This is a genomic window from Duganella sp. (assembly GCF_039595735.1).
GTDB lineage: Bacteria > Pseudomonadota > Gammaproteobacteria > Burkholderiales > Burkholderiaceae_D > Rugamonas.
Genome location: NZ_JBCNLB010000017.1, coordinates 131,607 through 144,814, shown reverse-complemented (window position 1 = coordinate 144,814; position 13,208 = coordinate 131,607). Strand labels below are relative to the sequence as shown.

Here is a 13,208-nt window from a genome sequence, read left to right as displayed (position 1 = left end):
GACCACCGGAATCTGCACACAAAGCGCCTCAAAGGACCTGGAGCCTGGGGTGATCAGCAGCCGATCCGCTGCCCATGTCGCTATTTTTCAGCGCCACCTCCGGGATCTCCAGTTATTCGAGGTGCCCGTCAGAATCATGTCACCGACATCATGCCAGAGCCGGAGCGGTTTTTCGAGGTTCCCCTTAGCCCTTCTTCGCCCTATTTATGCGCCGCGATATACTCGAGCAGTGACAATCCGCGCATATTCCAATTGCGCAACATGCTATGCTGCAAACTGAAGCATTTGAGCAATAGCGCTCGCCGAGAGCCAATTACGATCATTCCTATACATCTCCAGGGGCTATATGGAAGAAGATGGCGGTTATTACGCAATTAAGGGTTTTGATTTTCAAATTGATAGAACGATTATAGAAATATTTTCTGGCAATGACGAATTCAAACGAGTAACAATCGAGCATATTCAGGATTTGAATACGGATGACGTCGTCGTGCAAGTCAAGTATAAAGAAGCCGCTGACTTCTCGAATGTAAAAATACGCGAGCCGGTCGCAAAACTAATTGACTCTTTCGCAACAGATATAATTGATAGAAAATATATTCTTTACTGTTACTTCAAAGACAAAAAACCTAGTAAAGAGACTTTCTCCAAAGCAAAGCTCGATAAAATACTAGAGATAGCTGCTGCTGCGGATTCCTCTGATGCGCACAAAAAGCTTGCCGAAAAAATTTCTTCTATCAAAAATAAAACTCGTGCAGCCTTTGCTAAAAAATTTGTCCTTCAATTTGCTGAAGATTATGACTCACAATTCTCAGAGGTCATTCGCTTGATAGGCGCCCAAGACTTCTGCAAATCAAGAGATGAAGCGATTTTTTACTATGGATACATAGCGGATTATTTACGAAAAATTGTGATTTCGAATACTGATCGGACAAATAGAACTTCGACCAGGCATGAATTAGTGCAATCAATAAAAAATGGGAAAAGAAAGATCTTTCATACCTCGTTTGCTGAATTTGAAGAACGTTCGAAATTCATAAAATTTATCACGCCGCACGTTATTGAATTACACCCATATCAAAATAACGTCATAATCATCGGTTCAGGTTTTATTGGATCAGCTCAAGAACTAGGCTTATGTATTGGAAAGTTGATTGATAAATATTTCCATAAAGCCACATTTGATATTAAGCCCCCTACTATTTTTGTTGAAGACCGATTACGAATCGACCTGAAAAAATACATCTCCGGAATCGGTATAGATTTTAAAGATGGGTATGAAGAAATATCTTTCAATCTTCAATCCTTTAATTTAGAGCCCATCGTGACGCGAAAGAAATTAGGGAAAAAGGCGACGGATAGTCTCGAGAATATCTCCTTCAAAGTGAAAATTGTCTCACTATCCAGAGTCACAGAAGTCGCCGCATCAGTTCCATTGCCGAGTCGAATTTTGTATCTTGGTTCCCGCGAGATTGGTGAATGGAATTCAGTTCCAGCTTTTTTAATTGATAGTGTGAGTCAGCAAGAGCTTTCTAACTTTTTGAGGGTGCAAAAATGAATAGCGAGAATTTTAAAATATCAAGTGTTTCTGCGACATCGCTAGTTATTGAAGTGATTGACCCCTCACTCTTTGAAGGTCAATTTAATATTGGAAGCTATGTTAAGATTCCTTGCAGAGGACTTTCATCAACCTATGTAGTGGGCGTAGTCGATAATTATCGCATTAAAGATATTCAGTCTCCCCTGGCCAATGTGGGAGGCGCGTCCCCATCTTTTCTATTGGATGTCAAACTAGTAGGAATGCTCTACGGAACCGATCAATTAACTTTTAAGCGCGGAGGGCACGGAATTCCTTTGCCGCCAAATAATGGAATTGAAATCTTAAAACCATTCGAGCTCGCAGCCATTTTCAGAACTGGGATCGAGGAAAATGAGCGCTTTGAATTTAGTGGACTAGCAACACACCCTGAAGTACGCGTACCAGTTAATGGCGATAAATTATTTAATAAACATTTTGCAATTGTTGGCTCGACCGGATCTGGAAAATCCCACACTGTCGCCAAGGTACTTCAGTCCGCAACTCAAACTAAGCATACCAATTTTTCGGGATTGAATAATTCCCATATAGTATTATTCGATATTCATGGAGAATACAAGAACGCATTTCCAGGATGTAATTACTTGGATTCATCATCCCTCAAAATTCCATATTGGTTGTTTGATAGCGAGGAACTGACAGAGCTATTTATCGAGAGCAGCGAAAATGGATCGTACAATCAGCTTTCACAATTTCGCCATGCCGTAGTCGAAAATAAAAAGATTCACAATCCGGGGAAACGTGCGTTCTTTGACTCTCCACTTGAATTCAAAATTTCTGAGGTTTTGTGTTATTTGAAAAACATGAATTCGGAACTGGTTAATAAGAAAAATAATAAAATACCTGAAACAAAAGATTCAGTAAAAATAGAAAATAGAATTCCACTCTACTTCAAAAATTCCTATACCTTTGATAAGGTAAATTCCGAGTTTGTAAACGGACCCTATACTGGTGAATTCGATCGCTTTCTGATGAGGTTAGAAAACACAACAAATAATCCAAGGTTAGATTTTTTGTTTCGCGATATTTCAGGCGTCACGATCGAAAATATTCTCGAACAATTTCTTGGATTCAAGAAAGAAAACTCAGCGAATGTCACCGTCGTTGATTTAAGCGGAATTCCATTTGAGGTTCTTAGCATCACTGTGTCGCTTGTATCACGCCTAATCTTTGAGTTTGGATATTATTATAAGCGCCACATCTTGAAACAAGCTGCGGCGGAATCCCCGATATTGCTTGTTTACGAGGAAGCACACAAATATGTTCCTCGTAGCGATCTGGTAAGATTTAGGGCGTCGAAGATCGCAATCGAACGCATAGCTAAAGAAGGACGAAAGTACGGTGTAACCTTAGGAATAGTAAGTCAACGCCCTTCGGAAGTATCTGAAACAATCTTCTCACAATGCAGTAACTATATAGCCATGCGGTTGACAAATCCCGACGATCAGGCATATGTAAAAAAACTATTGCCCGATACCTCTGGCGACCTAATCGCAAGCCTTCCAGCCTTACAATCCGGTGAAGCATTGTTAATAGGTGATTCCGTTGCGTTACCTTCAATGGTGATAATTGACAAATGTTCGGATCATAAGCCAAACTCTACCGATATCGCATTCATCAAGGAGTGGGGTAAGCAATGGAACAATATCGACTTCGGGAAAGTTACCGATATGTGGATTTTGACGGATCCACTTATCCCAGCGTCCAAGGAGTCTTGATGTGTCGCCGGTGGCGCGACTACCGCAAGACCGGCGCTTTACTCCAATCATCGCGCTTAGTCTATCGGATGGTCGCATGAGTACGATGGCAGGCCATCTCCCAGCTAGGCATAGGATGGCCTACCAAGTCCCATACAGCGTCAGGCCAGTCCAGCCGCATAGGTTGGCACTCCCACTCCAGTGGCCTCTCCGCAAGCTAGTGTGCCCGGATATCATCCTACTTCAGGAGCATTTCGTGCATCCCTCGCCCTTAACTTCTCAATTATCTCGACAAGGTAGCTTGGGTAACTTCCGGCGAAATATTCGAATATCAGAGGATTTCCCGCAAGAAATTGCGAGCAGAGGTCTCCCCATGTTGCGATCGATATCTGCCCATTCAATTTGAAGAGCTTCTTGGACCTTGCTTTGATCTGCTCACGATTCTTAACGTTGTAATTGAAATCTGAATCTCTGCGGAGTAGGTACTCCTGCTCACCGTAATACTGCACAGCGCCATCAAAATGACGGAATTCCCCTTTGGAGATATCAAACTCCGCATGGATATACCTCGCTGGGAAAACCATCTCGCCCTCCCAAGTGATGCGCGTCCGCTCCGATTTCACTTCCAAAGCTTGAAACGTTTTGATGCCATCTTTTTCGTTCCATTTCATATCAAGGCAGTAAGCATCACCAAAGAACATGTCGATGCTTCCGGCGTCCAGGTCAGCGGGCGGTCTCAATTTGACCATTCCGTTGGGAATACTTGCAATATCATCGTTGAATGGTGCGCCAAACCAAGTATCTCTTTCGAAGGTCTGCCCTGTGTTGATGTTTAGTTTTACACGCTCTTCATCAAGTGCAAGAAATTTCTGAACACCACCTGGCGGCAGTGCCCAGAACATCTCTACGAAGCGTGGTGCAAAATGATTCTCACCATACATCCCTCGACGAAAATGCGGGTGCGCCATCGGCAAGAAGTCCTCAGCCTGGAAGTATCCTGGATCAGGGGCGTCAAATATGTAGCTAATTGGGAATGCATCGAAGGAAAGGAGCCCATCACGCTCTCGCTGTAGTGGCCCTGCAAGTCGCGCCAACAAATTTGGGCCATTTGCGACAAAACCGATCTTTTCGATGTACGAAACATCCGCCAGATCCAATTTCACGCCCTTGGCCTTTGCGAAGTCGATGAAAGCAGTAATTTGCTCAGCATGTTCGGCTAGCTGCTGGTCAGCCCATTCCTTCCGTCGCCGCGCAATGCTAGCCAAGAGTTCATCATATGATGGATTTTTCGAAGCGGTCATAATCTCTTCTTTGAATATGCCGTGGCAATGTCTAGCGCAGTATGACAGACTAAGTGACGTCAATACCGCCCGACCGCTGCAGGAGTTCGGTCGCCCTGCCTTCGTGTCCCAGTCCACCATCGACCGGCCCGCAGAGTGCCTACCGGTGCCGCGCGAGGCCAACCTAAGGGGTAGCTCATCCCTACAGCCCAACGGCCTCAACATGGACCACTATGCGCAAATAAACGGCCCCTAAAACGCAAAAACCCAACCGGGTTAGGGCTGGGTTCTTGGCATGCTACTGTATTCTGGCTCCCCGACCTGGACTCGAACCAGGGACCTGCGGATTAACAGTCCGTCGCTCTACCGACTGAGCTATCAGGGATTAGAGGCAACATTTTATACTGTTTCTTTCACACCAGCAAGGTGCAATTTACTGCGGTATTTCATGCTGCCTTTCGTATCAAGCTTTGCAGCTCAATGCGAAGAAACAAGAGTTTAGAGCACTTCCGCGATGGCGTCAATAACGATATCGATATTGCGGGAATTCAACGCAGCCACGCAGATGCGGCCGGTGTCGACAGCGTAGATCGATTTCGCGCGCAGTTGCTCGACTTGCGCCTTGGTCAGGCCCGAGTACGAGAACATGCCCACCTGGTCGCGCACGAAGGCGAAGTCGTGGCCCTTGGCCTGCAGCTTCACCACAAACGCTTCGCGCATTTCCTTGATGCGCACGCGCATCGCGGCCAGCTCGTCTTCCCACATCTGGCGCAGTTCTGGCGTGGTCAGCACGGTCGCCACCACCTTGCCGCCGTGCACAGGCGGGTTGGAGTAGTTGGTGCGCACCACGCGCTTCAGTTGCGACATCAGGCGGGCCGCTTCTTCCGCAGTGGCAGCCACCACGCTCAGCGCGCCCACGCGCTCGCCGTACAGCGAGAACGATTTGGAGAACGAGTTCGATACCAGCAGCGGGCCGCCGGCTTCCGCAAAGCGGCGCACCACGGCGCCGTCTTCCGCGATGCCCGCGCCAAAGCCCTGGTAGGCCATGTCCAGGAACGGCACCAGGCCGCGCGAGGTGATGGCAGCGATGACTTCGGTCCACTGGTCCGAGGTCAGGTCGGCGCCGGTCGGGTTGTGGCAGCAGGCGTGCAGCAGCACGATCGAGCCGGCTGGCATGGCCTTGATGTCAGCGATCATGCCGGCGAAGTTCACGCCGTGGGTGGCGGCGTCGAAGTAGGCGTAGTTGTTGACTTTGAAGCCGGCGCTTTCGAACAGCGCGCGGTGGTTTTCCCAGCTTGGGTCGCTGATGTAGACTTCTGCATTCGGGGCGAAACGCTTCAGGAAGTCGGCGCCGATTTTCAGTGCGCCGGTGCCGCCGATGGCTTGCACGGTGACGGCACGCTTCTCTTGCAAAACAGCGCTGTCGGCGCCAAATACCAGTTCTTGCACCGCCTTGTCGTAGGCAGCCAGGCCTTCGATCGGCAGGTAGGTGCGCGGTGCTGGCGCCGCGATCAGGATTTCCTCCGCTTTTTGCACGCACGATAGCAGCGGCACTTTACCGTTGTCGTCATAATAGACGCCGACGCCCAGATTGATTTTCTGAGGGTTTTGGTCGGCGTTAAAGGCTTCGGTAATACCCAGGATAGGGTCGCGTGGTGCCATGTCGATGGCGCTGAACAAGCTAGGATTCGTCATGATAAGATTGGATTCAATTGGAAGCGGTTCGCAGCAGAGATGTATAGACAGCGCCCCTAAAATAACGACTTCAGGCCGCTGGCAGGCCATTATTCTAACAAAGGTCTGAGCAAGATGGCTGAATTACCTGTAGCAGATACCCCCAAGGCGACCGTGGTGACGTTCCCGGATTCGCCGTTCAAATTACACCAGCCCTTCCCGCCCGCCGGCGATCAGCCGACGGCCATCGATCAGCTGTGCGAAGGCATCGACGACGGCCTGTTTTTCCAGACCCTGCTTGGCGTGACCGGCTCCGGCAAGACTTACACCATGGCCAACGTGATTGCGCGCAAGGGACGCCCGGCGATTGTGTTCGCGCCAAACAAAACCCTGGCCGCGCAGCTGTATTCGGAGTTCCGCGAATTCTTCCCGGAGAACGCGGTCGAGTACTTCGTCTCGTACTACGATTACTACCAGCCGGAAGCCTACGTGCCGCAGCGCGATCTGTTCATTGAAAAGGATTCGTCGATCAATGAGCACATCGAGCAGATGCGCCTGTCGTGCACCAAGTCGCTGATGGAGCGGCGCGATGTGGTGATCGTGGCGACGGTGTCGGCCATTTACGGTATCGGTAATCCGAACGAGTACCACCAGATGATTCTGACCCTGCGCCAGAAAGACCGCGTGGCGCAGCGCGACATCATCGCGCGTCTGATTCAGATGCAGTACACGCGCAATGAAGTGGACTTCGGCCGCGGCACCTTCCGCGTGCGCGGCGATACGCTCGACATCTTCCCGGCCGAGAATGCGGATCTGGCGGTGCGCCTGGAGCTGTGGGACGACGAGCTGGAATCGATCCAGCTGTTCGACCCGCTGACCGGCCGCGTCAAGCAGAAGATCCCGCGCTTCACGGTGTACCCAGGCTCGCACTATGTGACGCCACGCTCCACGGTGCTGAACGCGATTGAGAGCATCAAGGAAGAGCTGCGCGAGCGCCTTGAGTTTTTCCGCAAGGAGGGCAAGCTGGTAGAGGAACAGCGCCTCGAACAGCGCACCCGCTTCGACCTGGAAATGCTGGCTGAAATCGGCTTCACCAAGGGCATTGAAAATTACTCGCGCCACCTGAGCGGCGCCAAGGCCGGCGAGCCGCCGCCAACGCTGGTGGACTACCTGCCGAAAGATGCGCTGATGTTCCTCGACGAGTCGCACGTGCTGATTGGCCAGTTGAGCGCCATGTACAACGGCGACCGTTCACGCAAGACCAATCTGGTGGACTACGGCTTCCGCCTGCCATCGGCGCTGGACAACCGGCCGTTAAAATTCGAGGAGTTCGAGCAGAAGATGCGGCAGACGGTCTTCGTCTCCGCCACGCCGGCCGAATACGAGAAGCAGCACGCGGATCAGGTAGTGGAACAGGTGGTGCGTCCGACCGGCCTGGTGGACCCGCAGGTGATCGTGCGCCCTGCCCTGTCGCAGGTCGACGACCTGATGTCCGAGATCACCGACCGCGTGGCCAAGAACGAGCGCGTGCTGGTCACCACGCTGACCAAGCGCATGTCGGAACAGCTGACCGAATACCTGAGCGACCATGGCGTGAAGGTGCGCTATCTGCACAGCGATATCGAAACCGTGGAGCGCGTGGAGCTGCTGCGCGATCTGCGCATCGGCACCTTTGATGTGCTGGTCGGGATCAACCTGCTGCGCGAAGGCCTGGACTTGCCGGAGGTGTCGCTGGTGGCCATTCTGGACGCCGACAAGGAAGGCTTCCTGCGTTCCGAGCGGTCGCTGATCCAGACCATCGGCCGCGCCGCGCGTAACCTGAACGGCGTGGCGCTGCTGTACGCCGACCGCATGACCGATTCGATGGAACGCGCCATTGGTGAGACCGAGCGTCGGCGCGCCAAGCAGATCGCCTTCAATGAAGCCAACGGCATCGTGCCGCGCGGCGTGAAGAAGATCATCAAGGACATGATCGACGGCGTCTACAGCGAGAAGGGAGCGAAGGAAGAGCTGGAGGTGGCGCAGGAAACGGCGAAGTACGAAGCCATGAGCGAGAAGCAGATCAGCAAGGAGATCAAGCGCCTGGAAAAAGCCATGCTGGATCACGCGAAGAATCTGGAGTTCGAAAAGGCCGCGCAGGTGCGCGACCAGCTGCATCATCTCAAGCAGCAGTTGTTCGGCGCACCGGGCGCCGACAATATCGCCTGAGTTACGGCGCCTTGACGAAGCTGCTCAGGGCATCAAGCAGTTGCGGCGCCACCGGCAGGTCCGGGCTGGCATAGGATTTTTGCTGGAGCGCCTGATCGTTGCCGACGATTTTCAGCAGGTGGTTCATGCCCTCCACGATCACCACCCTGGCCTTGGGCGCCGCCGCCGACAGCAGCCTGGCCTCCTGTTCCGGCACCTGGATGTCGGACGTGCCTTGCAGGATCAGCACCGGCATCTTCAGGGCCGCTATCGCTTTGCGCGGATCGTGCTGCAGGGCGGAGATCAGGTAAGGCTGCACTTCCGGGCGATACAGCGCCATCAGGGTTGGCGATACCTTCTCCACCGTTTTGCCCTCCTTGAGCGAGGACAGGATGGCGTCGCTCTCGGCCATCAGCGGCGGCGGGAGTTTGTCTTTCAGCTGCTCGCGCAGGATCTCGTCCAGGCTGCGTCCAGCGCCGGCGATCAGCACGCAGGCATCCGCCCCGCCCTGCGCGCAGGCTTCCGCGGCGATCTGCGCGCCTTCGCTATGACCGGCCATCACCACGCGCGAGAAGCGCGGGTCGCTGTGCAGTTTGCGCAGCCAGGCGGCGGCATCGCCGATGTAGTCATCGAGGCGCAGGCTCTCTTCCTTCCACACCGGCAGCGCACTGGAAGCGATGCCGCGCTTGTCGTAGCGCACCGAGGCGATGCCCTGGCGCGCCAGGCCTTCCGCCACCAGCTTCAAAGAATCGTTAGGACCGGGCAGTAACGTGCTGTTGCCATCGCGGTCGGTGGGACCGGAGCCGGAATGCAGCAGCACCACCGGCACTTTGCCGTTCACGCCATCGGGCGTCAGCTCGGTGCCGTACACCGCGCCGCCGGCCACCTCCAGCGATACCGGCCGCGAGGCGGCAAACACGGACGACGACAGCATCATCAAGGACAGCAACAGCTTCATACTTTTCTCCAGTTATTGAGGAAGACGTTTGTATAGCACCAGCGAGTAGCCGGTGGCCACCGGCGCCCACACCATCATCACTACCAGCAACAGCCAGTACGGCGCGCCCAGCCACACGGCGATCAGGCCCAGTACGCCGCTGCCCACCATCAGTTTGCCGGCCAGACGGTGCGTGGCATTCCACACGCGCTCGTTTGCCAGCGTCCATGGGGTGCGGATGCCGAGGAAGAAGTTGCGGCGCACCTTGCCCATCGGGTTGCCGACCAGGATCAGGACGATAAACACCAGCACCGGCACCACACGCTCGACCCGCACCTGCACGCCCAGTGCGGCGCACAGCACGATGATCTCCACGCCGGCCATCAGCGCGACCGGAATCGCCATCAGGTAGCCGTAGGTGTCGCCCGAGGCCTGCACCTCGAACTGCCTGGGCGACAGCCAGGGCAAGACTATGCCGAGCAGCAGGAAGCCGCTCATGCTGACCGGCCCCAGCAACCACAGATGCCAGCGCGCGCCGTAGTCATCCACCTGCCCGGCCGCATTCCAGTGGATCGGCATCGATTCCGGCAGCGACGGATAGAAATACGCCGTGACCGCCGTCATGGCCACGATCATCAGGATGCACAGCAATAAGGCGCGCGGCTTCATTTGTTTCTCCCTTGAGCTTGGTCGCCGGCCAGGTCCATCATCCAGGCCAGCACGTCTTGCAGCACGGTGGTGTTGAGACCGTACCAGATGGTCTGGCCTTCGCGCCGACGCGTGATCAGGTCGGCTTCGGCCAGCACCGCGAAGTGATGCGACATGGTGGGCTTGCTCATGTCGAACTGCTGTGCCAACTCGCCGGCCGTCATTTCGCCGCCGCGCAGCAGACGCAGGATTTCGCGCCGCGCTGGATCGGCAATGGCTTTGAAGGCGCTGTTGGTGGCATTCATTTGAAAATCATCTAATTAGATAATTATCTAACTATAGAAGCAAAAAAGGCAGGCGTCAAGCGCCTGCCCTCTTCCATTTACAGCGACTTCACAAACTCGCGGATGCCGCCCAGCAGCATCTCCACCGACATTGCGGTCAAGATCAGGCCCATCAGGCGCTCAAACGCCGTCATCACCTGCGGACCGAGCACTTTCTGCAGTTTCTCGGCGCTGAGGAATACCGCCAGCCACACCACGCCCACGGCCGCCAGCGCTGCCACGTGCACCAGCACTTCGCCCGTGCTCTCGCGCGAGAACAGCAGCACCGTGGCCAGCGCCGACGGCCCGGCCAGCGCCGGAATCGCCAGCGGCACGATGAACGGTTCGGCGCCGTCGGTGCGGCCCAGCACGCCGTCCGGGTGCGGGAAGATCATGCGGATCGAAATCAGCAGCAGGATCACGGCGCCGCCAATGCGCAGCGCCACTTCCGACAGGTGCAGCGCGCTGAGGAAGTGACGGCCGAAGAACATGAAGATCAGCAGCAGCACGAAGGCGATCGCGCATTCGCGCACCACAATGCGCGGACGGCGCGCCACCGGCACCGGGTTGAGCACACTGGCAAACAGCGGCACGTTGCCGAACGGGTCGGTCACCAGCAGCAGCAGGATGAAGGTCTGGAAAAAGTCCTGGGTCATGGAGTCTCTGGGTTAAAAGAAAAACGGGAGCCGAAGCTCCCGTTTGAGTGTACCACCAGATTCAGCTTATGCCGATTTGCGGCGGCGTGCTACCACACCCATCAGTGCCAGGCCGCCCAGCAGCATGGCGTAGGTTTCTGGTTCCGGCACCGGCGCGGCGTCGTAGGTGTAGGTTACTTTGGCGTAGCCGTCCATCACGATGACCGGGTTGTAGGTGGCGTTACCGCTGCCCGAGCTGGTGGCCGACGACCAGCCGCTCAGCAGCGCGGTGTAGTCACCGGTGCCCTTGAAGGCGCTCAGGTCGCTCGACGAGGCGCTGAAGCTGACGTGGTTCGACACGGTCCATGGGTCCAGCGTGACGCTGCCGGTCTGGCCAGCGGCCAGCGAGAAGTTCTTGGTGATCGAGCCGGTGGTGGTCAGCAGGCTGCCCAGCACATCGCTGGAGATCTCACCGCCGGCGGTCACCACGAAGGTGCCCGAACCGCTGGTGGCGTCGTTGGTCACATCGATCGAGCCGCTCAGCACGTTGAACAGTTCGAACTTGACGCCGGTCAGGGTGCCCAGTGCGGTGTTGAACTTGGCGAAGTTCAGTTCGCCGTCGTTTTCTTCAATGTTGTGCGCGGTGTTCGAGGTGAATTCGATCACGGCCGCGTTGGCGCCCATGGCCAGGGTCAGGGCCGCTGCAGCGAAAATGGTTTTCGAGAATTTATTCATGTTGGGATCCAGATTCTTGTTTGTCGGGTTGGCGTATCAGGCTTGGGCCGAGCGCGATTTGCGCTTGGCGGCGTATGCCACAACACCCAGGCCCAACAGCAGCATGCCGTAGGTTTCTGGCTCTGGCACTGGCAAAGCGGTGTAGGTGTAGGTCACTTTACCGGCGCCGTCACCCAGGGTGGTGAACTTGGTGCCGATACCGGTCTGGCCGACAGCGGTGCCGGTGGCGTTGATCGCCAGTGCGGCGGTCACCGAACCGGTGCCGGTGAACAGGCTGAAGTTGCTGGCGTTGACTGCGTAGCTGCTGAACAGCTCGGCTTCGCCGCTGGCCACGATGACGTTGGCGGAGTTCTTAACGGCAGTCGCGTTGACGCCGCTGAACAGGGCTTTGGTGTCGCCGCCCAGCGCCAGGGCGCCAGGGCCGGTCAGGGTCATGGTGGTCGACAGGCTGACCGTGGTGGTCTTGTTCTTGGTCAGGCTGGTGTTGGTCAGGGCCACATTGCCGTTCACGGCCGAGCCGTACTCGATGGTGATGCCGGTCAGGGTGCCCAGCGAGGCGTCGAACTGGTGGATCGACAGGTCGGTCAGGATGTTGGTCAGGGTCGAGCCGATCGAGGTGATGTCGTATTCAACCACGGCGGCCATTGCAGGAGCGGAGAAGGCGCCAGCTGCAACGCACAGGGAGGCGACAGCAATTTGTTTCAATTTCATGAGATTTCCTTATTTTTTGTATTGGCTAAGATACCGGGCCTTGGATTTGTCGGCCGCAGAGTCTTGCCTTGCTGCCTTTTTATTACTTACCGCAATCTTAACATACAATAAGGAAATGTCATCATCTTTTCAGCATTATTTGATGAAAAAATGAAATTAGAGTTGCTTAAAAGTAATTTCAAAAGAAAAACGACCCGGGCGGGTCGTTTTTTCACCACGAAACACAGCAGGCCGGCTTAGTTGCTGGCTTCGCCCTTCTTGATCCAGGCCGCCAGCTGGTGCGGGCGCAGGCCGTCGTAGTCTTCAAACGGCTGATGGATCCATGGATTGTGCGGCAGTTCTTCCATCTGGTAGTCCGGCTTGAAGGCCGAGCTGCCCTTGGTCCAGATGACCGCGGTTTTCACTTCGGTCACGCCGGCAAAGTTCTGCTTCAGGTGGTCCACCACCTTCATCAGGGTCACGCCGGAATCGGCCAGGTCGTCCAGCAGCAAGATCTTGCCGCTCAGCGGGCCCTTGGTCATGGTCATGTACTTGGCGATGTCGAGGTCGCCCTGCACGGTGCCCTTCTCGGCACGGTAGGAGCTGGTCGACAGGATCGCCAGCGGCACGTCGAAGATGCGCGAGAATACATCGCCGGGGCGCACGCCGCCGCGCGCCAGGCACAGCACCATGTCAAATTTCCAGCCCGACTCATGCACCTTGAGCGCCAGGCGCTCGATCAGGCGGTGATACTCGTCCCAGGAGACCCAGAGGTGTTTTTCGTTGGATTGTGGGGTGCTCATAA

At 54.9% G+C, this 13,208-nt stretch carries 12 protein-coding genes and 1 tRNA gene; 3 read left to right on the top strand and 10 right to left on the bottom strand.

The features are described 5' to 3' along the window. Positions 1-346 precede the first annotated feature (346 nt). Together ABDW57_RS23040 and ABDW57_RS23035 are read left to right on the top strand one after the other, a co-directional pair. Positions 347-1,558 carry a hypothetical protein gene (locus ABDW57_RS23040; RefSeq protein ID WP_343732483.1) on the top strand — a complete coding sequence of 404 codons (1,212 nt, stop codon included), beginning with the start codon at positions 347-349 and terminating at the stop codon, positions 1,556-1,558. Next, positions 1,555-3,315, top strand: coding sequence for an ATP-binding protein (locus ABDW57_RS23035; RefSeq protein ID WP_343732482.1), 1,761 nt, complete (start codon positions 1,555-1,557; stop codon positions 3,313-3,315). Before ABDW57_RS23040 ends, ABDW57_RS23035 begins: the two co-directional genes overlap by 4 nt. Before the next feature lie 212 nt (positions 3,316-3,527). Here the strand turns inward: ABDW57_RS23035 and ABDW57_RS23030 are convergent, their stop codons facing one another. From ABDW57_RS23030 to ABDW57_RS23020, 3 genes are all read right to left on the bottom strand, one after another. After that, on the bottom strand, positions 3,528-4,595 hold the full coding sequence (locus ABDW57_RS23030; protein ID WP_343732481.1) for a hypothetical protein: 1,068 nt from the start codon (positions 4,593-4,595) through the stop codon (positions 3,528-3,530). A gap of 288 nt (positions 4,596-4,883) precedes the next feature. Beyond that, positions 4,884-4,959 (bottom strand) — tRNA-Asn (locus ABDW57_RS23025). Between the two features lie 113 nt (positions 4,960-5,072). Further along, a complete protein-coding gene (locus ABDW57_RS23020; RefSeq protein WP_343732480.1) occupies positions 5,073-6,269 on the bottom strand; it encodes an amino acid aminotransferase in 1,197 nt (398 codons plus the stop codon). A gap of 114 nt (positions 6,270-6,383) precedes the next feature. Here ABDW57_RS23020 and uvrB point away from each other — a divergent pair, with 114 nt between their 5' ends. Next, on the top strand, positions 6,384-8,456 hold the full coding sequence (gene uvrB, locus ABDW57_RS23015) for an excinuclease ABC subunit UvrB (RefSeq protein ID WP_343732479.1): 2,073 nt from the start codon (positions 6,384-6,386) through the stop codon (positions 8,454-8,456). Position 8,457: 1 nt separating this feature from the next. Here uvrB and ABDW57_RS23010 read toward each other — a convergent pair whose 3' ends face one another. The 7 genes from ABDW57_RS23010 to ABDW57_RS22980 all read right to left on the bottom strand — a co-directional run bounded on the left by ABDW57_RS23010 (position 8,458) and on the right by ABDW57_RS22980 (position 13,206). Continuing rightward, positions 8,458-9,393 (bottom strand): alpha/beta fold hydrolase, encoded by a 936-nt coding sequence (locus ABDW57_RS23010; RefSeq protein ID WP_343732478.1) that lies wholly within the window; start codon positions 9,391-9,393, stop codon positions 8,458-8,460. A 12-nt stretch (positions 9,394-9,405) separates the two neighbouring features. Further along, positions 9,406-10,041: an SdpI family protein gene (locus ABDW57_RS23005; RefSeq protein ID WP_343732477.1), complete on the bottom strand. Its 636-nt coding sequence runs from the start codon at positions 10,039-10,041 to the stop codon at positions 9,406-9,408. Then, complete coding sequence (locus ABDW57_RS23000) at positions 10,038-10,325, bottom strand: autorepressor SdpR family transcription factor (protein WP_343732476.1); 288 nt, start codon at positions 10,323-10,325, stop codon at positions 10,038-10,040. Before ABDW57_RS23000 ends, ABDW57_RS23005 begins: the two co-directional genes overlap by 4 nt. Positions 10,326-10,402: 77 nt before the next feature. Continuing rightward, on the bottom strand, positions 10,403-10,999 hold the full coding sequence (locus tag ABDW57_RS22995) for a MarC family protein (RefSeq protein ID WP_343732475.1): 597 nt from the start codon (positions 10,997-10,999) through the stop codon (positions 10,403-10,405). Positions 11,000-11,065: 66 nt separating this feature from the next. Further along, positions 11,066-11,713, bottom strand: coding sequence for a choice-of-anchor E domain-containing protein (locus tag ABDW57_RS22990; RefSeq protein WP_343732474.1), 648 nt, complete (start codon positions 11,711-11,713; stop codon positions 11,066-11,068). A gap of 36 nt (positions 11,714-11,749) precedes the next feature. After that, the gene (locus ABDW57_RS22985; RefSeq protein ID WP_343732473.1) at positions 11,750-12,424 is read right to left on the bottom strand and encodes a choice-of-anchor E domain-containing protein; all 675 of its coding nucleotides are present in this window, start codon (positions 12,422-12,424) and stop codon (positions 11,750-11,752) included. 236 nt (positions 12,425-12,660) lie between these two features. After that, on the bottom strand, positions 12,661-13,206 hold the full coding sequence (locus ABDW57_RS22980; protein ID WP_343732472.1) for a phosphoribosyltransferase: 546 nt from the start codon (positions 13,204-13,206) through the stop codon (positions 12,661-12,663). Positions 13,207-13,208: the final 2 nt, after the last annotated feature.